General features: G+C 66.5%; 20 protein-coding genes and 1 pseudogene. 9 read left to right on the top strand and 12 right to left on the bottom strand.

Annotated elements, in window-relative coordinates; translation table 11 throughout:
- The first annotated feature begins 87 nt into the window (after nt 1-87).
- The 4 genes from LC452_RS06495 to trxA all read left to right on the top strand — a co-directional run bounded on the left by LC452_RS06495 (nt 88) and on the right by trxA (nt 5,316).
- Complete coding sequence (locus tag LC452_RS06495; RefSeq protein WP_223623403.1) at nt 88-2,241, top strand: DUF6049 family protein; 2,154 nt, start codon at nt 88-90, stop codon at nt 2,239-2,241.
- Nucleotides 2,234-3,850 carry a murein biosynthesis integral membrane protein MurJ gene (gene murJ, locus LC452_RS06500; protein ID WP_223623405.1) on the top strand — a complete coding sequence of 539 codons (1,617 nt, stop codon included), beginning with the start codon at nt 2,234-2,236 and terminating at the stop codon, nt 3,848-3,850. Before LC452_RS06495 ends, murJ begins: the two co-directional genes overlap by 8 nt.
- Nucleotides 3,851-3,950: 100 nt before the next feature.
- Nucleotides 3,951-4,925, top strand: coding sequence for a thioredoxin-disulfide reductase (trxB, locus tag LC452_RS06505; RefSeq protein WP_223623406.1), 975 nt, complete (start codon nt 3,951-3,953; stop codon nt 4,923-4,925).
- Between the two features lie 67 nt (nt 4,926-4,992).
- Nucleotides 4,993-5,316, top strand: coding sequence for a thioredoxin (gene trxA, locus LC452_RS06510; RefSeq protein WP_046014687.1), 324 nt, complete (start codon nt 4,993-4,995; stop codon nt 5,314-5,316).
- Between the two features lie 264 nt (nt 5,317-5,580).
- Here the strand turns inward: trxA and LC452_RS06515 are convergent, their stop codons facing one another.
- From LC452_RS06515 to rpmH, 12 genes and pseudogenes are all read right to left on the bottom strand, one after another.
- The gene (locus tag LC452_RS06515; protein ID WP_223623408.1) at nt 5,581-6,111 is read right to left on the bottom strand and encodes a GrpB family protein; all 531 of its coding nucleotides are present in this window, start codon (nt 6,109-6,111) and stop codon (nt 5,581-5,583) included.
- Nucleotide 6,112: 1 nt separating this feature from the next.
- Complete coding sequence (locus LC452_RS06520; protein WP_223623410.1) at nt 6,113-6,451, bottom strand: tryptophan synthase subunit alpha; 339 nt, start codon at nt 6,449-6,451, stop codon at nt 6,113-6,115.
- A gap of 9 nt (nt 6,452-6,460) precedes the next feature.
- A pseudogene (locus tag LC452_RS06525) lies at nt 6,461-7,942 on the bottom strand (sugar porter family MFS transporter); the annotation flags it as partial.
- 28 nt (nt 7,943-7,970) lie between these two features.
- The gene (locus tag LC452_RS06530) at nt 7,971-8,939 is read right to left on the bottom strand and encodes a ParB/RepB/Spo0J family partition protein (RefSeq protein ID WP_223623412.1); all 969 of its coding nucleotides are present in this window, start codon (nt 8,937-8,939) and stop codon (nt 7,971-7,973) included.
- Entirely contained in the window at nt 8,939-9,814 is an 876-nt protein-coding gene (locus LC452_RS06535) for a ParA family protein (RefSeq protein WP_223623414.1), read from the bottom strand. The genes LC452_RS06530 and LC452_RS06535 overlap by 1 nt, the downstream gene beginning before the upstream one ends.
- Nucleotides 9,815-11,527: 1,713 nt before the next feature.
- The gene (locus LC452_RS06540; protein WP_308116473.1) at nt 11,528-11,938 is read right to left on the bottom strand and encodes a VOC family protein; all 411 of its coding nucleotides are present in this window, start codon (nt 11,936-11,938) and stop codon (nt 11,528-11,530) included.
- Between the two features lie 303 nt (nt 11,939-12,241).
- Nucleotides 12,242-12,883: a 16S rRNA (guanine(527)-N(7))-methyltransferase RsmG gene (gene rsmG, locus LC452_RS06545; RefSeq protein WP_223623418.1), complete on the bottom strand. Its 642-nt coding sequence runs from the start codon at nt 12,881-12,883 to the stop codon at nt 12,242-12,244.
- A gap of 40 nt (nt 12,884-12,923) precedes the next feature.
- Complete coding sequence (locus LC452_RS06550; RefSeq protein ID WP_223623420.1) at nt 12,924-13,415, bottom strand: R3H domain-containing nucleic acid-binding protein; 492 nt, start codon at nt 13,413-13,415, stop codon at nt 12,924-12,926.
- Nucleotides 13,412-14,482 (bottom strand): membrane protein insertase YidC, encoded by a 1,071-nt coding sequence (yidC, locus tag LC452_RS06555; RefSeq protein ID WP_223623422.1) that lies wholly within the window; start codon nt 14,480-14,482, stop codon nt 13,412-13,414. The genes LC452_RS06550 and yidC overlap by 4 nt, the downstream gene beginning before the upstream one ends.
- A gap of 3 nt (nt 14,483-14,485) precedes the next feature.
- The gene (yidD, locus tag LC452_RS06560) at nt 14,486-14,836 is read right to left on the bottom strand and encodes a membrane protein insertion efficiency factor YidD (protein WP_223623424.1); all 351 of its coding nucleotides are present in this window, start codon (nt 14,834-14,836) and stop codon (nt 14,486-14,488) included.
- On the bottom strand, nt 14,833-15,189 hold the full coding sequence (gene rnpA, locus LC452_RS06565) for a ribonuclease P protein component (RefSeq protein WP_223623426.1): 357 nt from the start codon (nt 15,187-15,189) through the stop codon (nt 14,833-14,835). Before rnpA ends, yidD begins: the two co-directional genes overlap by 4 nt.
- Nucleotides 15,190-15,195: 6 nt before the next feature.
- Nucleotides 15,196-15,333, bottom strand: coding sequence for a 50S ribosomal protein L34 (rpmH, locus tag LC452_RS06570; protein ID WP_045278552.1), 138 nt, complete (start codon nt 15,331-15,333; stop codon nt 15,196-15,198).
- Between the two features lie 440 nt (nt 15,334-15,773).
- On the opposite strand from rpmH, the gene dnaA reads away from it, so the two are divergent.
- The 5 genes from dnaA to gyrB all read left to right on the top strand — a co-directional run bounded on the left by dnaA (nt 15,774) and on the right by gyrB (nt 22,958).
- Nucleotides 15,774-17,042: a chromosomal replication initiator protein DnaA gene (gene dnaA, locus LC452_RS06575; protein ID WP_374197765.1), complete on the top strand. Its 1,269-nt coding sequence runs from the start codon at nt 15,774-15,776 to the stop codon at nt 17,040-17,042.
- A gap of 492 nt (nt 17,043-17,534) precedes the next feature.
- On the top strand, nt 17,535-18,677 hold the full coding sequence (gene dnaN / locus LC452_RS06580; protein WP_223624704.1) for a DNA polymerase III subunit beta: 1,143 nt from the start codon (nt 17,535-17,537) through the stop codon (nt 18,675-18,677).
- Between the two features lie 352 nt (nt 18,678-19,029).
- Nucleotides 19,030-20,253, top strand: a complete 1,224-nt coding sequence (gene recF, locus LC452_RS06585) for a DNA replication/repair protein RecF (protein ID WP_223623430.1) — start codon at nt 19,030-19,032, stop codon at nt 20,251-20,253.
- Nucleotides 20,246-20,749, top strand: a complete 504-nt coding sequence (locus LC452_RS06590) for a DUF721 domain-containing protein (RefSeq protein WP_223623432.1) — start codon at nt 20,246-20,248, stop codon at nt 20,747-20,749. The genes recF and LC452_RS06590 overlap by 8 nt, the downstream gene beginning before the upstream one ends.
- Nucleotides 20,750-20,867: 118 nt before the next feature.
- Nucleotides 20,868-22,958 (top strand): DNA topoisomerase (ATP-hydrolyzing) subunit B, encoded by a 2,091-nt coding sequence (gene gyrB, locus LC452_RS06595; RefSeq protein WP_223623434.1) that lies wholly within the window; start codon nt 20,868-20,870, stop codon nt 22,956-22,958.
- Nucleotides 22,959-23,106: the final 148 nt, after the last annotated feature.

Genomic DNA, 23,106 nt, shown 5'->3' on the forward strand with positions numbered 1-23,106 from the left:
CAGGGTTCTCCTTCCTCGAGCCTCCTAGAATCACAAGGTCAGTACTCACGAGCAGCCTCTGTCCCGGGGCGTTCGAGGAAGACCTTCATGACCGTGACCACCCCCGAAACCGGCTTCCGTGCGCGCCTGCAGCGGCTCGCGCGCAGGACCGCCGTCTTCGCGATCGCGCTGACCATCGGGGGATTCGTCGCACCCGGCGCCGCCACAGCTGCCGAGACGCCGCCCGCAGACGACGAGCAGAGCGTCGAGCTGCACGTCTCCGCCGGTCTACGCGGCACGGTCGCGCCCGGGTCTTCGACCTCGGCCGTCCTCACGGTGCGCAACCGCACCGACTCGGAACTGACCGACGGTCGCGTCCACGTCGAGATCGGCCGCACGCCGTTGGCCGACGACGCCGGCCTCACGTCCTGGCTCGACGACGAAGACGCCGCAGGAGACTTCACGACGATCGGGAGCGAGAGCACCGAGGCCATCGCGGCCGGCGAATCGGCGACCACGACGATCTTCGTGCCGGAGGACACGCTCGGCGAGCTCGCGCCGGGGATCTACCCGCTGCGGGCAGAGCTGACCGGCGCGACCACCGGCGGACCGGCCGCGGATGACGCGGTCGAACAGGACACGACGGCGACGAGCGTCCTCATCGTGTCGGCGGCCTCTTCGTCACTCGTCGGCGTGATCGTTCCGATCACCGCCACGCCTGCGGACGGCGCATTGCTCACGTCGGACGAGATCGCGGCGCTCACCGCACCGGAGGGCGCCCTGACCGCGCAACTCGACGGCGTCGCAGGAACCACCGCCGTCCTCGCGATCGACCCGTCGATCCTCGCCGCGATCCGAGCTCTCGGCTCCGCCGCGCCGGAACAGGCGATGGACTGGATCAGCCGGCTGGACCAGCTCCCCAACGCCCGGTTCGCGCTGCAGTTCGGCGATGCCGATGCCGGGGTGCAAGCACAGGCGAAGCTCCCGGAACTGCTGCAGCCGGTCACATTCGCGCCTTTCCTCAACCCGGCGAACTTCCCGGTGGAGCGTGTCACCCCGTCCCCGACGGATGCCGCCGACGGGACGGCCGAGCCGACGCCGACGCCGACCGAGACCCCCGCTCTTCCCGACGACGCGGAGCTCACCGACGTCGACGGTGCCCTGCCGCGCATCCTGTGGCCGCGCCCGGATGTCACGCTCGACGATCTCACCGCCTTCGCGGGGTACCTCGGAGACAGCACGACGACGATCGTCTCCTCCGCCACGGTCGGCGGGCAGAGCGCAGCGCACGCGACGGCCGAGGGACACGACATTCTCGTGACGGATGCCGCGACGTCGGCCTCACTCTCGGACGCTGCGGCGGAAGCCGACCCCGCCGCCCGTCAGCGGCTGCTCGCCGAGGCGGCCGCCCGGCTCTTCCTCGCCGAGGGTCGCGCCCCCGGTGCACCGCTGCTGATCGGGCTCGACCGCGACGAGACCCGCACCCCCGATGCGCTGCGTGAGGCGATCTCCGCCGCCGATTCGATCGGCTTCGACTTCGGCACCCTGCGCGACACCGCACCGGTCGCCGCCACGATCTCCGTCGAGACGGGAACCGGTGCCGCCGACGTCACGAACCTCCTCCTGGACGAGCAGTCCCTGGGGGCCTTCTCGACGATCCTCGCCGACCCGCAGGTGCTGCTCGGCCCGGAGCGCATCCGGATCCTGCGCACGCTCGCCGTCAGCACCCCGGCGGACGCCTTCTCGGCAAGCGTCACCGCTCACCGCGCGGTCACCACGGCGACGCTCGGTGCCGTCAGCATCCCGCAGTCGAGCACCATCCAGTTGCTCTCGGCCAACGCCGACCTGCCGATCGGCGTGCGCAACGACCTGCCCTGGCCGGTGACCGTGCAGCTCACGGCGTCGCCGACGGATCCCCGGCTCGAAGTGAAGCCTCTGATCGAGACGGTCGTGCAGGCGAACAGCACCACCCGTGTGAAGGTGCCCGTCTCAGCCCGCGTCGGCAGCGGCGAGGTCGACCTGCGGCTCGGTCTCCTGAGCCCCACGGGCGTGCAGATCCAGAGCGACCAGATCATCCGGGTCGCCGTGCGCGCGGAGTGGGAGACGATCGGCCTCGGCATCTTCGGCGGACTCACCGTGCTGCTGATCGGCCTCGGCGTGGTCCGCACCGTGCTGCGCAAGCGCCGCGAAGCCGCCGAGGAGGCCGCAGCCGATGCCGCCGCACTCGAAGCCGCCGAGCCGAAGGACGGCCGGGGTGAGTAGTCTCGGGCGCGCCAGCGCCGTCATCGGTGCCGGCACCCTCGTCTCGCGCGTCACCGGGCTCCTGCGCAGCATCGTGCTCGTGGGGGTGCTCGGCGCCGTGGGTTCGGAGGCGGCGGACGCCTTCACGTTCGCGAACACGCTGCCGAACAGCGTCTTCTCCCTGATCTCCGTCGGCGTACTCACCGCCGTGATCGTTCCGCAGATCGTGAAAGCGACAGCGGATGCCGATGGCGGCAACGCCTTCATCTCGAAGCTGTTCACACTCGGCACCGTCGTGCTGGTCGCCACCACGCTCGTCGCGACCATCGCCGCTCCGTGGCTGGTGGTGCTCGTGGCGGGTCGGGCTCCGCTCGACGCCCAGGCGCTCGCGACGGCTCTCGCCTACTGGTGCCTGCCCCAGATCCTCTTCTACGGCCTCTACGCGCTGCTCGGCGAGGCCCTGAACGCCCGTCGCATCTTCGGTCCGTTCACCTGGGCACCGGTCATCAACAACATCGTGTCGATCGTCGGCTTCGTCCTCATCGGCGCGCTTTTCGCCCCGGTCCCCACCAAGGCCGCCGAGTGGACGCCGTTGATGATCACGACGCTCGGCGCCACGGCGACGCTCGGCATCGCCCTGCAGGCCGTCGTGCTGCTCGTCTTCTGGCGGCGCACCGGCCTCGCCCTCAAGCCGGACTTCCACTGGCGGGGCGTCGGGCTCGGAGCCGTGGGCAAGCTCGCCGGCTGGACCTTCCTGATGGCGTTCGCGAGCCTCGCCGCCGGCGTGCTCCAGGGCAACATCGTGAGCGAGGCCTCAGGATCCGGGGCCTCCGCGACGGTGACGGCCAATGCCTGGCTGATCTTCATGCTGCCGTACTCGGTGATCGTCCTGTCGATCGGCACCCCCTACTTCACCCAGATCAGCGAGCACGCCGCGGCCGGTCGCGACGCCGAGGTCCGCGCGGACATCTCTCGCAGCATCCGCACCCTGCTCTTCTTCATCGTCGCCGCCGTCGCGGCCGTCGCGGCCGCCGCGATACCGGCCTCCCGCGTTTTCACGAGCTCGCCGGACGACGCCGAAGCGGCCGCGCTGGTGCTTCTCTGCTACCTGGTGAGCCTCATCCCCCTCACGATCCTCTTCATCGTGCAGCGCACGTTCTACGCCTACGACGACACCCGCACACCCTTCTGGTTCACGATCTTCCAGTGCGGTCTCATCGTCGCCACCGCCCTGATCGCGTGGGGTCTGCTCGAAGCCGACGTGATCCCGATCACCGCCCTGGCGGCCGCAGTCGCTCTCGGCCAGTCGCTGGCGAGCACCATCCAGGCGATCGTCGCCACCTGGCTTCTGCACCGCAAGATCGGCGGTCTCGGCATCCGATCCTGGGTCGTGACGATCCTCCGCTTTGCGGTCGCCGCGATCCCTGCGGGCCTCGCCGGCTGGGGCATATTCCTCGCCTTCGGGGGGAGCGCAGGCTGGACCGCCTCGGACAAGATCCAAGGCGCCATCGGCACCGCGATCATCGGGCTCGTCGTGGTCGTCGTGTACCTCGGGATCCTCGCTCTCCTGCGAGCGCCGGAGCTGAAGGTCGCCGGCACCCTGGTGCGCCGATTCCTGCCAGGTCGCTGACTCCCGCCAGGCACTCAGCGCAGGGAATGCCGCGCGGTTACCATGGGTTGAAGTACTCGGGCCGTCTTTCGACGGATCCCATTTCTCAGACGGAGAGCACATGCGTCAGGTCATCATCATCGGTTCCGGCCCTGCCGGCTTCACGGCCGCCATCTACGCTGCCCGCGCGAACCTCAAGCCGCTGCTCATCGCGAGCTCGGTCGAGGTCGGCGGCGAGCTGATGAACACCACCGAGGTCGAGAACTACCCGGGCTTCCCCGAGGGCATCCAGGGACCCGAGCTCATGGCGAAGTTCCAGGAGCAGGCAGAGAAGTTCGGCACCGAGGTGCTCTACGACGACGTCACCGACCTGCAGCTCGACGGTCCGGTCAAGACGGTCACGCTCGGCAGCGGCGCGGTGCACGAGACGCAGACGCTGATCTACGCGACCGGCTCCGCCTACCGCAAGCTCCACATCGACGGCGAAGAGCGCCTCTCGGGCTACGGCGTCTCCTGGTGCGCCACCTGCGACGGGTTCTTCTTCCGCCAGAAGACGATCGCGGTCGTCGGCGGCGGCGACTCCGCCATGGAAGAGGCCACGTTCCTCACCCGCTTCGCCGACAAGGTCTACGTCATCCACCGCAAGGACACCCTCCGCGCGTCGAAGATCATGCAGGAGCGCGCCTTCGCGAACGAGAAGATCGAGTTCGTGTGGAACAGCGAGGTCGCCGAGGTGCTCGGTGGCGACTCCGTCAGCGGCGTGCAGCTGCGCAACACCGTCGACGGCACGCTGAGCGACCTGCCGCTGGACGGCCTGTTCATCGCGATCGGCAACGACCCGCGCACGCACCTCGTGCACGACAAGCTGAAGCTGACCGCCGAGGGCACGATCTGGGTCGACGGCCGTTCCTCGGTCACGTCGGTCCCCGGTGTCTTCGCCGCCGGCGACGTCATCGACCCGACCTACCGTCAGGCCATCACGGCTGCCGGCACAGGCACGGTCGCCGCCCTCGACGCGGAGCACTTCCTCGCGGATTTTGAGGACGCCTCCGTGGAGGTCCCCGCTGCGGAGGCCGCCGAGATCCTCACCGCGTAGGCACGCGGGAACAGTTTCACCTCGTCCGCTGTTGTAACGGACGAACCTCGAATCAAGGAGAACTCTGATGAGTGCAAAGGCTACGAGCCAGGCGACCTGGGAACAGGACGTTCTGCAGGCCGACGGTCCCGTGCTGGTGGACTTCTGGGCCGAGTGGTGCGGTCCCTGTCGTATGGTCGCGCCGGTTCTGGACGAGATCCAGGCCGACAACCCCGACAAGATCACCATCCTCAAGCTCAACGTCGACGAGAACCCCGAACTCGCGATGAAGTACCAGATCACGTCGATCCCGGCGATGAAGGTGTTCGACGGCGGTGAGGTCAAGACGACCATCATCGGCGCCAAGCCCAAGTTCGCGCTCGAGAAGGACCTCGCCGCATTCATCGGCTGATCCTCTGAGACCCAGCAGGGGCCGTCACTTCTTCGGAAGTGGCGGCCTTTTCTGTGTCCAGCAACGGTCGTTGAGCGAGCAGAACGAGACGAAACGCGTGGGGTCCGGGCTCCGGGATGTTCCCCTCTCTCGCAGAGCGGGCTCCCTCCCGCTGCGCGGGCCCCTCCCGATGCTCGTTCGGGGAACATCCCTGCGCCCTGCGCTTCGCGGACGGGAGCAGTGATACGGGGTGCGGGACACAGCGGGTGTTACGGCGGGGGCGCCTCAGGCCTTGTCGGAGACGGGGACGGGCGGAAGGCCTCGGGCGGCGCGGGCGCGGTCGACGAGGTCCTGGATGACGGGCGTCTTGGCGGCGTTGTAGGTCGAGGTGCCGCGGGCGGCGACGGCCACGGCATCGCACTTCGCGTGGGTGTAGCGGTCGGCATCCTCGGGGTGGGCACGCAGCCAGTCACGCAGGATGCGCTGGTTCACGGTCTCCCAGTCCGATGCGGGGAAGAAGTGCGCGATGCGCGTGCGGATGCCGTCCTGCTCGAACACCATCACCGGGTGGCTCTGCACGCTGCTGCCGCGGCGCCAGCCGAGCGCTTCCAGGCCCGATCGGTGGGCATCGAAGTCGTCGATGCCCTCGACGCGGACGGCCACGTCGATGATCGGCTTGGCACGCATGCCGGGAACCGCCGTCGATCCGATGTGCTCGATCAGCCACTCCGGGCTGCCGTGTGTGCGGATCTCCGCCGCGATCTCCTCGAACTGCTGCGGCCAGCGCGGGTCGTACGACACCAGCATCCGTGGCATGTCAGGAAGGAGCGTCGGCGACCGTCGGGTCCCAGCGGCGATGGCGCTGCTTCTCGTCGAGCAGCCCCCAGACCGCCGGGGTCAGCTCGGGATACTCCAGCGCGATCTGCCGCAGCACCCGGTAGTGACGCGCGGCATTCGGGCGCACCCCGTCGTTGGCGTTGATGTTGTCGGCCCGCAGCAGGTACACGACGAGCTCGTCGACGCTCGGCAGCTCCTCCATGAATTCCCACGGGTCTTCCCCGCCGAGGAGACGCTCCTGGATCAGCACGGCGAGTTCGTCGGCCGCCTCGGCACGCAGCACTTCGAGGCTGGCGCGGCGCTGAACGGACTCGGACATGCTTCCAGCCTACGTCCGACTGGGACGCCGCCGGCGCTCGACCTTCGTGTCTTCGCGCATCTCCTCGAGCTCTTTGCCCTTGGTCTCCGCGACCTTGAAGTACACGAAGAAGAACGACAGCAGGGCGAAGAACGCATAGAACCCGTAGGCGAAGGGCAGGCCGATCGCCGAGAACGCGGGGAACGTCGTCGAGATGAAGAAGTTCGCCACCCACTGCGCTGCGGCGGCCACCGCGAGGGCGCCGGCGCGGATGGAGTTCGGGAACATCTCCCCCAGAAGAACCCAGACCAGCGGCCCCCAGGTCGCTCCGAAGAACACCACGAAGCCGTTGGCGCAGATCAGCGCGACTGTGGACCACGGATCGGGCAGCGTGACGGCTCCCTGGGCGTCCAACGTGCCGAACGAGAACGCGAGCGCCATCAGTCCGAGCGTCAGGGTCATGCCGACAGATCCCACCAGGAGCATGATCCGTCGACCGACGCGGTCGACGAGCAGGATCGCGATGATCGTGACGACGATGTTCGTCACCGAGGTGATCACCGTGATCAGCAGGGCTTCCGACTCCCCGAATCCGACGGACTGCCACAGCGTCGTGGAGTAGTAGAAGATCACGTTGATGCCGACGAACTGCTGGAACACCGAGAGCAGGATGCCGACCCACACGATCGGCTTCAGTCCGAGCCGGTTGCCGCGCAGATCACGCAGCGATTCGGTGCGCTCCGTGTTGAGCGTGCCGGTGATCTCTTCGATCTTCGCCTTCACATCGACCGCACCCGTGACCGTCGTCAGCACCTCGGATGCCTTCTCGATCTCGCCCTTCGCCACCAGGTATCGCGGAGATTCCGGCAGTCTCAGCGAGATGGCGCCGTAGACGATCGAAGGGACCGCACCGGCGATGAACATCCAGCGCCAGGCGTCGAGCCCCCAGAGCGGCTCAGCCGCTCCCCCGGCGACGTTGGCGAGCATCGCATCGGAGAGCAGGGCGATGAAGATACCGGTGACGATGGCCAGCTGCTGGAGCGAGCCCAGACGCCCGCGGATGTTGGCCGGCGAGACCTCGGCGATGTACGCCGGGGCGATGACGGATGCCGCACCGACACCGAGGCCGCCGATGACCCGCCAGATGATCAGATCGACGACGCCGAACGAGAAGCCGGAGCCGAGCGACGACAGCAGGAAGAGCACGGCCGCGACGACCATGACCGGAATACGGCCGAAGCGATTCGCCAGCGGCCCGGCGAACCACGCACCCACCGCGCAGCCGATCAGTGCCGACGACACGGCGAAGCCCTTGAGTCCGACCCCGAGGTCGAAGCCCGATTGGCTGCCGGCCAGAGCATCGACCGCGCCGTTGATCACGGCCGTATCGAAGCCGAACAGGAAGCCGCCGAGAGCGGCGGCGATGCTGACCGCGATGACGCGGCCTCGAATGGCTGATCCGGGTTGTGTGCGCGACATTGTGCCCCTCCTCGACATCTGGTGACGTGAGTCTAGGCCCGTCGGTGTGCTGACGCGCGGATCAGCGCTTTCCGTATCCTTCTTCGCCGATTTCTTCGAGGATGCGGTTCAGATCCTGGATCGACGCGAAATCGATCGTGACCTGGCCTTTCCGTGCACCCAGAGCGATCTTCACTCGCGTGTTCAATCGGTCGCCGAGCTTGCCGGCGACCTCGTCGAGGTAGGCGCGGCGCGCCCCGGGAGTCGGCTTCGCGGACTTCCCGGCAGCGGTCGGCTGCGACTTCGCGACCTCTTCCGTGGCACGCACCGAGAGATCCTCATTCACGACCTTGTCGGCCAGTCGCTGCATCGCCTCCGGCGTCTCGAGGCTCAGGATGGCCCGGGCATGACCGGCCGTGAGCACCCCCGCCGCGACCCTCTGCTGCACGGGCACGGGGAGCTTCAGCAGGCGGATCGTATTGCTGATCTGCGGACGCGACCGCCCGATTCTCGTCGCGAGCTCTTCCTGAGTGATGCCGAAGTCCTCGAGCAGCTGCTGGTAGGCGGATGCTTCCTCGAGAGGGTTGAGCTCCGAGCGGTGCAGGTTCTCGAGAAGCGCGTCGCGGAGGAGATCCTCGTCGGCGGTCTCGCGCACGATCACGGGGATCGTCTCGAGCCCGGCCTCACGGGCGGCGCGCGTACGTCGCTCCCCCATGATCAGCTCGTACTCACCCTCGCTGTTCTTGCGGACGACCACCGGCTGCAGCACACCGAACTCGCGGACGCTGTGCACCAGCTCGGCGAGATCCTCGGGGTTGAAGTGCGTGCGCGGCTGACGCGGGTTCGGCACGATGCTGTTCGGGTCGACCTGCACCAGATGGATGCCGGGAACGGCCGCCAGCTCCTCCTGCTCACGCGCGACCGTGCTGGCCTGATCGTCGCTCGGCCGGAGATTCGCTCCCGGGAAGAACACGTCGACAGGACGCTCCGACTGATCCGCCGTGGGGATCAGGGCGCCGATGCCCCGACCCAGTCCAGTGCGCTTCGCCATCATTTCTCCTTGCTCTGCGTCACGGTACGCGACGCGATCTCGACAGCGGCCTCGCGATACGCGATCGCGCCGGCGGACTGCCCATCGTAGGCGATCACGGTCTGGCCGAAGCTCGGGGCCTCGGACACACGGACCGAACGCGGGATCACCGTCTCCAGCACCTGATCCGGGAAGTGCGTGCGCACCTCATCGGCCACCTGCTGCGCGAGACGGGTGCGGCCGTCGAACATCGTCAGCAGGATCGTCGAGAGGTGCAGCGAGGGGTTCAGGTGCTTCTGGATCATCTGGATGCTGCCGAGCAGCTGGCTCAGACCCTCGAGCGCGTAGTACTCGCACTGGATCGGGATGAAGACCTCGGATGCCGCGGTGAAGGCGTTGATCGTCAGCAGACCGAGCGACGGCGGGCAGTCGATGATGACGAAGTCCATCGGGCTGTCGACGAGGTACTCCTCGAGGGCGCGACGCAGTCGATGCTCGCGTGCGACCTGCGCGACGAGCTCGATCTCGGCACCGGCGAGGTGGATCGTGCTCGGCGCGCAGAAGAGATTCGGGTCCTCGGGGCTCTGCTGCACGATATCGGCGAGCGGGAACTCCTCGATGAGCACGTCGTAGACGCTCGGGACCTCCGCGCTGTGCGGAACACCGAGGGCGGTGGAGGCGTTGCCCTGAGGATCGAGGTCTATGACAAGCACCTTGGCGCCGAGACCAGCGAGAGCGGAAGCGACATTCACGGCGGTCGTGGTCTTCCCCACGCCACCCTTCTGGTTCGACACCGTCAGGACGCGGGTCTCCCCCGTGAACTCGACCTTCGTGGCTTCCAGCGCACGACGTCGAGCGGAGAGGTCGGCGAGCTCCCGCGCGAGCGGTGTATCCATCCCGAACGATTCGTTCGATGATGCCTTTTCGGATTGTTTCACGTGAAACATCCACTCCTTTCGGGGCCGCGTTCCACTCTAATCGCTGAGGCGGACGTTGAGTTCCGGGTTGGGGTTACGGGTGTGGTTGCGCGGGTCTTGATAGGGGTCGTGTGGGGGTGGGGAGGGGATTGCTTCCCTTCATTCGCAGAGCGGGCGCCCTCCCCGCAAGCGGGGGCCCCTCCCGATGCTCATTCAGGGAACAATCCCCTCCCCACGGTGTTCGGCTCCGATGTCGCCGTCCATGGTCCTGTTTCGACACGACGAAGGGCAGCGTCTCGCTTCGCTCGACGACTGCGCCTGAATTGTGGGACTGGGGGAGCGCGGGTGTTTCACGTGAAACGTCGTGGTGCGCGCGTGGCGCAGCGATGTCGGGCGCGGTGGATGCCAAGCGCGACGCCGTCCATTGGGCCTGGTGCGAAAGGCGGCCGTGACTACGACGCTCTGGCGGGGGTTGGGCGCGTGTTTCACTCCGCTGGTGGAGCGGTTCGGACGGATATCGCCCGGTCTTCGCGCACGATCGTTGGCTGGGGCTCCACGGGTGATCGCGTCCCCTCGTAGCCGTGACGTGTGTCACTCGTTCCGGGTCTCGTCCGTCCCGCAGCGTCCGGCGAAGTGCGTGAGGTCCGCCGCGTTGGTTCTGCCGGTTCGGCTCGGTCGCGTGCGGGCTTCCTGCTGGCATCTGATCGGGTGTGTGTTTCACGTGAAACGTTCGTCTCGCGGGAGGCGGTTCGGTGACGCGGGGGCTCGCGGTGAGGTGGTGGGGAGGCGCCTCGGATGTTTCAGGTGAAACAGAAGAGCGGCAGACAAGCTCGGAACCGACTTCGGTGCGACACGGTCAGTTTCCAGAGACCGCGCCGCTGCCCCCCCCCCCGGCGGTGCGACTACTGCTGCCCCGGAAGTCGAGCTCGCTCTCTGAGTCGGCATTACCTCCATTGCTCGACTCAGCCATCGCTCGTCGAACACCGACCCGACAGGTCGAGCAGCGAGAGACCGGCAGAGGGCTCCCGCGCTGTCGCGGTCGCCTGGTTCCAGCGTCAGAAGCGGAGGATGTCGTCGGCTGATTCTCCAGGTGCCCGGTATCAGGTCGAGCTTGTCGGCCCCACACTCGTCGTCGAAGCCGCGCTGTGGTCGAGCCAACGAACTGACCCGTCGACTGCGATGCCAGGATCCCCGGCGATGGACACGCGGATGTTTCACGTGAAACACCCGATCCGGGCGCCTCAGAGCTCGGTGAAGCAGATCCTGCCCAGGTGAGCCGGCGTCTCCGTGCCATCGCACCACGCGAGTGATTCGGCACCCCGTCGGTCCGACATGTCTGACCCATCACCCGGACGAGCGTCCATGAGCTGGCGGGAGGGACGGGACCGGAGGTCGTAGCCGGCAGCTGATGAGACAGATGTTTCACGTGAAACATCTGGGGTAGGTCTACCCGCCGAAGGACCTTGGCGCAGGGGACCCTCCCCCCGCCCCGGGGCTTATGACACAACGTCGATGCCCACGACTCCCCCTCTACGAGACCGTCGACGCCTCGCCATGCGTCCGAAGCCACTCATGGGCGTGTCTCGCCCGACGCAGACCGCGATCGCACGTCAATGCGGACGCCCTCACATGGTTCCACTACCTGGGGTATCCGAGCCGATCGCCTGGAGGTGCGTCGAGCAGCGATCCGGGTCAGGCATGCGTGCCGACGTTGATCACGCTGCCGCCGGCATCCCGATAGAAGAAGCGTGTGACGCCCCAGTGTTCCTCGGTGAGAGGGTGCACGATCTCGGCACCCGCGTCTATGGCGCGACGCAGCGCTTCGTGCACGTCGTCGACGAAGATCGAGACGTCGGGGTTCACCGCGGCAGACGCATCCCGATCCATGATGCTCAGCTGTCGTCCTTCGTCGTCGGCCAGCGTCACGATCCACCCGTGGTCCATGACCACCGACCATCCCAGTACATCCCGATGCGTCTGCACCGCGCTCCGGACATCCTCGACCGTCAGATTGGGAACGACTCTCTCCACCCGCATCCCCCCATTACACCCCAAGCGCGCACGTAAACTCGCACTCACGGTCCCCCTCAGCGAGAGAGCCATGCCCACGCGCAAACCATCGGGCACAGATCCCCTCGTGCTCTACCGCAAGAACCCGATCTATCGTGGACACTCCTGCTGACACGGACCTCCATGTCTCCTCGCCTCGCGCGCGCAGCGTCGCGCCACAAGCCGCGGGATGGGATTGTTCCCTGAATGAGCATCGGGAGGGGCCCCCGCTTGCGGGGAGGGCGCCCGCTCTGCGAATGAAGGGAAGCAATCCCACCCAGCCAACGGGAAACCTCACGACCTCGACGCACCAGCATGTTTCACGTGAAACATCGGAAAGGCAGACCCCCCGGCTGCTTACCGCACAACCGCCCGCACGGCCCGGGTCGTCTCCGGCAGGACTCCCTCACCCAGGACCTCGACGCGCACGTCCGACAGCCGGAACTTCTTGATCTGCTTCTGCGCAGCATCGATCTCGTTGCCGGCGTTCATTCCTTTGAGCAGTGTGAGCTCTCCACCGTTCCGCACCAGCGGGGCGGTCAACGGGATGAGGGTCCGCAGCGCACTGACTGCTCGCGCGGTCACGACATCGAAGCCTTCCGCGGGACGCACGTCCTCCGCCCGTGCCCGGAGGACATCGACGTTGGTGAGCGACAGAGCCGCGACCTGCTCGTTGAGCCAGGTCACCCGTCGCTCCATCGGCTCGATCAGCGTCCACTGCACGTCCGGACGGGCGATCGCCAGCACCAGGCCGGGAAGTCCTGCGCCGGAGCCGATGTCCGCAACCGATCCATGGAAGAGCGGCGCCGCGATGACGCTGTTCAGGATGTGCCGGGTCCAGAGACGGGGGAGCTCCAGCGGACCGATGAGCCCCCGCTCCTCCCCCTCGCGGGCGAGCGCAGCCGTGAACGCGCGAGCGACCTCGATCCGATCGCCGAACAGCTCCGCAGCGACCTCCGGCTCGATCTCGAGCTCTGATTCGCTGCCGTCCATGGTCATGCGGCCACGATCCCGAGGACGAGATGTTTCACGTGAAACATCAACGGCGACGAAGAACCGTGTGCCGGTCCGCACCCTCACCGTACGACTCGGAGACCAGCCCGCGATCGGCCGCGATGTCGTGCACCAGCTTGCGCTCGTAGCTCGACATCGAGGGAAGCGACGCCTGCGACGATCCCTCGTCGAGCTTCGCCGCCGCAGCATCCACCAGAGTCTCGAGCTGACGGCGGCGCGTGTCGCGCGATCCGCCGATGTCGAGGATCAGGCGCGAGAAAGAACCGGTCTGGTTCTGGACAGCCAGGCGCGTCAGCTCCTGAAGGGCCTGCACGGTGTCGGGAGCAGAGAGCACAGCGAGGCCATCACCCTCCGCCTCGACCGAGACGTAGGCCCGACCCTGACGAACATCGAGGTTCAGGTCCCCATCGATGTCGGCGATGTCGAGCAGCTCCTCAAGGTAATCGGCAGCGATGTCGCCTTCGTTCTCCAGCTGCGCCACCGTCGGTTCGGTGGCCTCGGTCACGACCTCACTCATGAACCGCTCCCCTTCTTCTTCGCACGCTTCTTGCCGACAGGCTGCTGCCGCTTCGGCGTCTGAGCCTTTGCCTTCTCGACCTCTTCGAGCATGCGCTGCTGCTCGGCCTCATAGGCAGCCATCGGAACGACCTTGCCGGACGAGTCGATCGCCTTGCCCTTCTTGGCCAGTCGTTCTTCCCGCGCCTTCGCGGCCTCGGATCCCGGTGTGGGCATCTCGCGGATGACGAGGAACTGCTGTCCCATGGTCCACAGGTTCGAGATGAACCAGTACACGACGACGCCGAGCGGGAAGAAGACACCCGAGAAGATGAAGCCCAGCGGCAGCACGTAGAGCATGATCTTCTGCATCTGGTACGCCTGGCCGGTCTTGGCCTCGGGCGACAGGTTCTTCGAGATGATCTGCAGCTGAGTGAAGAACTGCGAGCCGATCATGAGGACGACGAGCGTGACCAGGATGACGATCGCGGTGGTGTTCTGCGCGTCGACCGCGTTGCCCAGGGTCTCGTGCAGCGAGGCGACGCCGAAGAGCTTGGCGTCGTAGAACTCCTTGGTGAGGTCTGCGCTCATGAAGCCCACACCGCCGATGCCGGCCTCAGCGTGCTTCTTCACATCGCTCAGCACGCTGAACAGAGAGAAGAAGATCGGCATCTGCACCAGCAGCGGAAGACAGCTCGACATCGGCGTCGTGCCGTGCTTCTTGTAGAGACCCATGGTCTCGCGGCTCATCGCCTCGCGAGAGAGCTGGTCTTTCTTGCCCTTGTACTTCTCCTGGACTTTCCGCAGCTCAGGAGCGATTTCCATCATCTTTCGCTGGCTCTTGATCTGCTTGACGAACAGCGGGATCAGAGCAGCACGCACGACGATGACGAGGCCGATGATGGACAGGACCCAGGTGAGGCCGGATGCCGCGGGCAGACCCACCGCGGTGAACAGCCAGTGCCAGGCCACGAGGATCATCTCGACGACCCACTTGAGCGGCCAGAGAATGGTGCCGATCAGGTCGAAGCCACCCCCGGAAGCCGCGGGGCTGGGTGTCGTGCTGGCGAGCAGAAGGTCTAGACCCACCGTTCAGTCCTTTCGGGAAGGGACGACGAAACCGTGAGCAGTCAGGTCGTAGCGGAAGTGTTCATGCGGATGGACGTCATCGACGCCACCGCGAGTCCAGGGATTGCAGCGGAGGATGCGCCACACGGAGGACAGCGTCCCCCGCACGGCACCGTGCTGCTGCACCGCACCTACAGCGTAAGCGGAACAGCTGGGGTAATACGCACAGACATCTCCATAGAGAGGGGAGATCGTCTTGCGGTACGCCGTCAGGAATCCGAGCACCAGATTGCGCGGGATCAGCGGGATGCTGCGCAGCAGGTCACGCGACTCCATCCGAGCCGACCCGACCGACGACGCCGGCAGCGCCGTCATGACGCACTCGCCGTCGGCACCGACGCGAGCCGGCCGAGACAGCGGTTCACATCCGCGCTGAGTTCGGCGAACGACGCCGTCGCGGATGCAGGAAGGGCACGGATGACGACATCCGTGCCCTCGGGGACGCGCGGGAGCGCCTCCGCGCACACGGCTTTCAGACGCCGGCGCACGGTGTTGCGCACCACGGCGGTGCCCACCTGCTTGCTGATGATGAATCCGAACCGTGCGGCTCTGCTCTCGCCCGTCGGCATCATCGAGGTGATGACGCGCGACCCGCCACAACGTGATCCGCGGCGAACGACCATTCGATAGTCGCTCCCGCGGGTCAGCCGATACGGGCGGGCGAGCACAGCGGACTACGCGGAGAGCTCGGTGCGGCCCTTCGCGCGGCGGGCAGCGAGGATGCCGCGGCCGGCGCGCGTGCGCATGCGAGCGCGGAAGCCGTGCTTCTTGGCGCGACGACGGTTGTTGGGCTGGAAAGTACGCTTCGTCATGGAATCACTCCGGGAATACTGCCACCGGGTTCACTGCGACCGGAGACATGGGGAACTGCCAAAAAATGGCATAAGTCAACCAAGTAAGGGTACGTCTTGGCGGCGCGCAGAGCAAATCTGCGCGCTCAGGCCACGGACACCCGGCACGAACCGCACAGCCATTATCCACAACCAGGGCGCGCCCGGGGTGCACGACACGCGCGCGGATTTCCCGGGGCAGGTTGCCGTTCCCAGCCGTGGTGACTACCGTGGCAACCGAAGTTATCCACAGGGGCACGGCACGTCGGAGCCCTCATCGAATCCCCGTCCGGAGCGTCATGTCCTCACCAGCCCAGCCCGACGTTCCGATCTGGACCACGGTGCAGGAGCTCCTGGTGGACGACGACCGGGTCACGCCGCAGCTGCAGGGCTTCCTCAGTCTCGCCGTCCCGGCCGGAGTGATGGCGGCGACGCTCTACCTCGAAGTACCGAACGACCTCACGGCCGCGCAGATCAACAAGCGTCTGCGCCTGCCGATCATGGAGGCCCTCTCGCACATCGGCGAGGAGGTCACCTCCTACCGCGTCGTCGTGAACCACGAACTCGCCGAGCAGCCGACGGCACCGATCGCGGTCGCCGATTTCGGTCGGCACGAGCCTGTGCGGGTCGAATCCCCCATGGAGCAGCCCACGCAGCTGCGACACGAATCGCGCCTCAACCCGAAGTACACCTTCGACAACTTCGTCATCGGCCAGTCCAACCGCTTCGCCCACGCAGCGGCGGTCGCGGTCGCCGAGGCTCCGGCCAAGGCCTACAACCCGCTCTTCATCTACGGCGACTCGGGGCTCGGCAAGACGCACCTCCTCCACGCGATCGGCGACTACGCCCAGTCGCTCTATGCCGGCGTCAAGGTCCGATACGTCTCGAGCGAGGAGTTCACGAACGACTTCATCAACTCGATCGCGAACAACCGCGGAGCGGCATTCCAGGCGCGCTACCGCGATGTCGACATCCTTCTCATCGACGACATCCAGTTCCTGCAGGGTCGCGCCGAGACGCAGGAAGCCTTCTTCCACACCTTCAACACGCTGCACGATCACAACAAGCAGGTCGTGATCACGAGCGACGTGGCTCCGAAGCACCTGACCGGCTTCGAGGATCGGATGCGCAGCCGCTTCGAGTGGGGTCTCATCACCGACGTACAGGCGCCCGACCTGGAGACCCGCATCGCGATCCTCCGCAAGAAGGCGCAGAGCGAGGCCCTCCACATCCCCGACGAGGTGCTCGAGTACATCGCGACCGTGGTGTCGTCGAACATCCGTGAGCTCGAGGGCGCCCTCATCCGCGTCTCGGCGTTCGCGAGCCTGAACCGCTCGTCGCTCGACATCTCCCTCGCACAGACCGTGCTCCGCGACATCATCGACACGGCCGAGGACAACATCATCTCGCCGACCGACATCATCACGGCGACGGCTGGATACTTCAAGCTCACCGTCGACGACCTCTACGGGTCGAGCCGTTCGCAGCAGATCGCGACTGCCCGGCAGATCGCCATGTACCTGTGCCGCGAGCGGACGAGCCTCTCACTGCCGAAGATCGGACAGCTGTTCGGCAACCGCGACCACACCACCGTCATGTACGCCTATAAGAAGATCAGCGAGCTCATGAAGGAGCGTCGTTCGATCTACAACCAGGTGACCGAGATCACCACGCAGCTCGGCCGCCGCTGAGCGCACGCCTTCTGAGAGAGGGGACGCCGCATCCGTTTCGGGTGCCGCGTCCCCTTTTCTCGTTCTTGACACGCCCAGACCGCATCCGATAAATGCTTCTATGCACATGTGGATAACTTGTGGATGGTTGTCGGATCCACCGGGACGAATGTGGGCTGAGTCGCGAAACCTGTGGATAACTATCGGAGTCGTCGAGGGGGGTCGGATGCCGTACACCCGCGGATTCCTCAGGGATTCCACAAGTGACAGCCGTGTAGTTCCCTACTCGCGTCTGCTTTCCACCGAGTTATCCACAGAATCCACAGCTGTTAACACTGTTAAGGAGTTAACACTTCAAGAGGGCGATCCGATCACCAGACGATGGGGAGAAGCCGGGTCGAACGACAAAACCTCTGGTCGTAGGGATACGCCGGACTGTGGGGCTAGCATGGGAAGCCCTGCACTGGCAGGACTGACGACGACATGTCACAGATCGATGACGAGGGAGAACCCGTGAGGTTTCAGGTCAACCGCGATGTCTTCAGCGAGGCTGTGTCCTTCGTCGTCAAGCTGCTCCCGCAGCGGAACCCGCAGCCGATCCTCGCCGGAGTCCTGATCGAGGCGGACGGTTCCGGTCTGACCCTCTCGGCTTTCGACTACGAGGCATCCGCTCGCACGACCATCGAGGCCACCGTCGAGACACCGGGCACGATCCTGGTCCACGGCCGCCTGTTGTCCGACATCGCCAGCCGCCTGCCGAACGCTCCGATCGAGATCGCCGTCGAGGAAGACGGCGGGATCACGGTCACCTGCGGCTCCGCTCGCTTCACGCTCGCCGCCATGCCCGTCGAGGAATACCCGTCGATCCCCGAGGTCTCCGGATCCTCCGGCGTCGTCCCGGCCGACGACTTCGGCACCGCGATCGCACAGGTCGGATTCGCGGCATCCCGCGACGACGTCACTCCTGTGCTCACCGGTGTGCAGCTCGCCGTCTCCGGCCAGAACCTCAGCCTCGTCGCCACCGACCGCTACCGGGTCTCGATCCGCGACGTGCCCTGGGACGGCGCAGAGGTCGAGGCCACGGCACTCGTCCCGGCGCGCACCCTGGTCGAGGTCGGCAAGACGTTCGGTCACGCCGGCACGATCCAGATCGCCTTCTCCGGAGAGGGCGAGCGCGAGATCATCGCCTTCACCGCCGGCAACAAGACCGTGACCTCGCTGCTCATCAAGGGCAACTTCCCGCCGGTCCGCCGGCTCTTCCCCGAGCAGACCGACCACTACGCGGTGGTCAACACCGCCGACCTCGTCGAGGCCGTCCGCCGTGTGTCGCTCGTGCTCGATCGCGCCGCCCCGCTGCGTTTCACGTTCTCGAGCGACAGCGTCACCATGGATGCCTCGGGCAGCGAGCACGCTCGCGCGTCGGAGTCGGTCGATGCGATCCTCTCCGGTGGTGACGAGGTCACGCTGGGTCTCAACCCGCAGTACCTGATCGAGGCCCTGGGCGCGGTCAAGAGCGAGTTCGTCCGAGTCACCTTCACGTCGAGCGACAACGCCAACAAGCTGAGCCCCGTGCTGATCACGAGCCAGACCTCGGTGGACCAGGCCGGTCTCGACTCGTTCAAGTACCTGCTGCAGCCCAACCTCCTCCTCCGCTGACCTATCCGGCACCCTGACGAGATCAGGCCGCCGTCGCAGCGACGTCTCGTCTCGCTCAGCGTTTCGTCTCGCTTCACTCGCTGAACGACCGGGTCCCCGCGGCCATCGCACGCAGTCGGCGAGCGAAGCGAGCCGCTGACTCCCCCTTACCCCTCGTATCCCCCGCGCGAAACCTCGCGATGCGCGAAACCTCAGGCGGTCGGGTCGTTCCCGGGAGTGAGCATCGGGAGGGGCCCGCGCAGCGGGAGGGAACCCGCTCTGCGGACGAAGGGAACGACCCGACCGCCGACCCACGGACATCCAACAACACCAAGACAACAAGACTGTCCGACCCCGAAGATAGGCTGATCCCGTGATTGTGGAGCACCTGAGTCTGGTCGATTTCCGCAATTACGCGACCGCCGAACTCGCTCTGCACAGCGGCCCCAACGTCCTCGTCGGCCGGAACGGGCAGGGAAAGACGAATCTCGCGGAGGCGGTGGTCTTCCTGGCGACGCTCGGGTCGCATCGGGTGTCGTCGGATGCGCCCATGGTGCGCGATGGCCAGGAGTTCGCGATCATCCGGGCCCGCCTCTCGCATGGTGAGCGCAAGGTGCTCGTCGAGGTGCAGCTGAATCGGCAGGGGTCGAACAAGGCGCGCATCAACGGGTCGCCGTCGAAGGCGAACGAGCTCCCGCGATATGCGCATGTGGTGCTGTTCGCCCCGGAGGATCTGCAGATCGTGCGCGGTGATCCGTCGTCCCGTCGACGTTTCGCGGATCAGCTGCTCATCCAGCGCACCCCGCGCATGGCGGCGGTGCTCGCGGACTACGACCGTGTGCTCAAGCAGCGGAACGCCCTGTTGAAGTCGGCGCGGGCGCGCGGCATCCGGGGCGAGGGTCTCAGCACTCTCGACGTGTGGGATGACAAGCTCGTCGCGCTGGGTTCCGAGATCATCACCGCCCGGCAGCGCCTGGCCGCCGATCTGCAGCAGCCGGTGGCCGATGCGTACGCGGCGATCGCGGGCGAGGATCACCGTCCGCAGCTCGACTGGGCTCTGTCGGTGAGCGGCGCCGATCCGGAGGACGACGGTGCGGAGCCGACGGATGCCGATGCCGGCGCCCCCTACGACAAGGTCAGTGAGACGCGCATCATCGCCGATCTGTTCCGGGCGTCGCTCGCGGCGAAGCGCTCGAACGAGCTCGACCGGGGCCTGACGTTGACCGGTCCGCATCGCGACGACCTCGTGCTGCGAGTGCGCGATCTCCCGGTGAAGGGCTATGCCTCGCACGGGGAATCCTGGTCGGTCGCTCTGGCGCTCCGCCTCGCCTCGGCCGAGCTGCTGCGCAGCGAGTCGCCCGCCGGCGATCCGGTGCTCATCCTCGACGACGTCTTCGCCGAGCTCGATGCCGACCGCCGGCAGCGCCTGGCGTCGCTGACCTCGGGCTACGAGCAGGTGGTGGTCACCGCGGCGGTGGAGGAGGATATCCCCGAGGTGCTGCACGCACATGTGGTGCGGATCGACGCCGGCACGATCAGTGACGAGCGGGCCCTTCGACAGGCTCAGGACATCAGCGGAGGGGAAGAAGATGACTGACGTCAACCCGGCACCCGCGGCCGCCGAGGTCCCCGAGACCGTCGCCACCTACCTCCGGCTGCGCGGTCTCAAGCCGAGCTCCAGTTCCTGGAAGCGCAAGCGCCGCATCGTCGACGATGACAACGCGCCGTTCACCCCCGGTCGGGATCCCGGCGCGCTCGGTGCGGTGCTGGATCGACTCAGCAAGGACTCCGGCTGGCAGATCACCCTGGCGCGCGAAGACCTCGTGCGGCAGTGGGCCGATCTCGCCGGCGCCGACACCGCGAAGCACTCCGAACCGGTCTCTCTCGAGCGCGGTCTGCTCACGGTCAAGTGCGATTCGACGGCCTGGGCGAAGAACCTCCAGTTCATGCGGGCGACCATCCTGACGGAGATCGGGCGTCGGTATCCGGATGCCGCTGTCGAGAACCTCCGCTTCATCGGACCGGACGTTCCCTCTTGGAAATGGGGTCCCAGAGCCGTTCCAGGACGGGGTCCGCGCGATACCTACGGGTAGGGCACCATGCGAGGGGGTAGAAACGCTCAGAGGGCCACACGCGGCCTCTGAGACGCATATCGTGACGAAATCCCGCTAGAATGGGAGTTCGTGATATCGATGTGGAGAATGCCCTCTGATGACGCCTGAATCCCCCGCAGATGAGACGGAATCGACCAACGGGGGACCCTCCGACCCCGCCGACGCGTCCGAGAAGACGAGCACGTCCATCTCCCCGAAGGTGAAGCAGCCCGGCGAGTACGGTGCCGACTCGATCCAGATCCTCGAAGGCCTCGAGGCCGTCCGCAAGCGGCCCGGCATGTACATCGGATCCACGGGTCCGCGCGGACTCCACCACCTGGTCTACGAGATCGTCGACAACTCCGTCGATGAGGCGCTGGCCGGCCACGCCGACACGATCCTCGTGACCATGCTCGCCGACGGCGGCGTGCGCGTCGTCGACAACGGTCGTGGCATCCCGGTCGATCCGCACTCCTCCGACCCCAACAAGTCGACGGTCGAGGTCGTGCTCACGATCCTGCACGCCGGTGGCAAGTTCGGCGGCGGCGCCTACGCGGTGTCCGGTGGCCTGCACGGCGTCGGCTCCTCCGTCGTGAACGCGCTGTCGACGAAGTTCGACGTCGAGGTCAAGCAGAAGGGCTTCGTCTGGCGTCATTCCTTCGCCGACGGCGGCATCCCGCAGCAGAAGCTCGAGAAGGGCGAGGCGACCGACGACACCGGAACCAGCATCACGTTCTGGCCCGACGCCGGGATCTTCACCGAGACGACCGACTTCGACTACGACACCCTGCGCACGCGCTTCCAGCAGATGGCCTTCCTCAACAAGGGTCTGCGCATCGAGCTGCGCGACGAGCGCGAGTCCTCCGCCTACGAGGTGGAGGAAGAAGGCGTCACGACCACCAAGCAGCCCGGCGACGTCTTCCTCTACGAGCGCGGTCTCGTCGACTACGTCGAGTACCTCAACAAGGTGCGTCACGCCGAGGTCGTCAACGACGAGGTCATCGCGTTCGAGTCCGAGGACACCGTCCGCAAGATCTCGCTCGAGGTCGCGATGCAGTGGACCACCTCCTACACCGAGAACGTCTTCACCTACGCGAACACGATCAACACGCACGAGGGCGGTACGCACGAAGAGGGATTCCGCGCCGCGCTGACCACCCTGGTCAACAAGTACGCCCGCGCCAACAACATCCTCAAGGAGAAGGACGACAACCTCTCCGGTGACGATGTGCGCGAGGGTCTGACCGCGGTCATCTCGATCAAGCTCGGTGAGCCCCAGTTCGAGGGTCAGACGAAGACCAAGCTGGGCAACACCGAGGCCAAGGCCTTCGTGCAGAAGGTCGTCGGCGATCAGCTCGGCGACTGGTTCGATCGCAACCCGACGCAGGCGCGGAACATCATCCGCAAGGCGCTCGACGCGGCGACCGCTCGTCTGGCCGCCCGCAAGGCCCGCGAGACCGCTCGACGCAAGAGCGTGTTCGAGTCGGCGGCGATGCCCGACAAGCTCAAGGACTGCACGAGCAAGGACCCGTCGATCAGCGAGATCTTCCTCGTGGAGGGTGACTCGGCCGGCGGTTCCGCGGTGCAGGGTCGCGATCCGCACACCCAGGCGATCCTGGCGCTGCGCGGCAAGATCCTCAACGTCGAGCGCGCGCGCCTCGACAAGGCGCTCGGCAACCGCGAGGTCCAGGCGATGATCCAGGCCTTCGGCACGGGCATCGGCGAGGACTTCGACATCGAGAAGGCGCGCTATCACAAGATCGTGCTGATGGCGGATGCCGACGTCGACGGCCAGCACATCACGACGCTGCTGCTCACGCTGCTGTTCCGCTACATGCGCGGACTCATCGAGGCGGGCTTCGTCTACCTGGCGATGCCGCCGCTGTACCGGCTCAAGTGGTCGAACTCCGCGCACGAATACGTGTTCAGCGACGCCGAGCGCGACGCCCTGCTCAAGCACGGCCTCGACAACGGCAAGCGCATCCCGAAGGATGCCGGCATCCAGCGGTACAAGGGTCTCGGCGAGATGAACGCCAAGGAGCTGTGGGAGACCACGATGGATCACACCACCCGAACGCTCCGGCAGGTGACGATCGAGGATGCCGCGGCCGCCGACGAGATCTTCAGCGTGCTGATGGGTGAAGACGTCGAGTCGCGACGCAGCTTCATCCAGCGCAACGCCAAGGACGTCCGCTTCCTCGACATCTGACCACTTACTTACCTACACGCGAAATCGGAGCTGCACCGTACGCATGACGCAAGGACGCAGGGATGCCGCGGAGCGAGCATCGGGAGGGGCCCGCGAAGCGGGAGGGAACCCGCTCTGCGAGCGAAGCGGCATCCCGGAGTCCGACCCA

Source organism: Microbacterium sp. EST19A (assembly GCF_019969685.1).
In the GTDB taxonomy this organism is placed as follows: Bacteria; Actinomycetota; Actinomycetes; order Actinomycetales; family Microbacteriaceae; genus Microbacterium.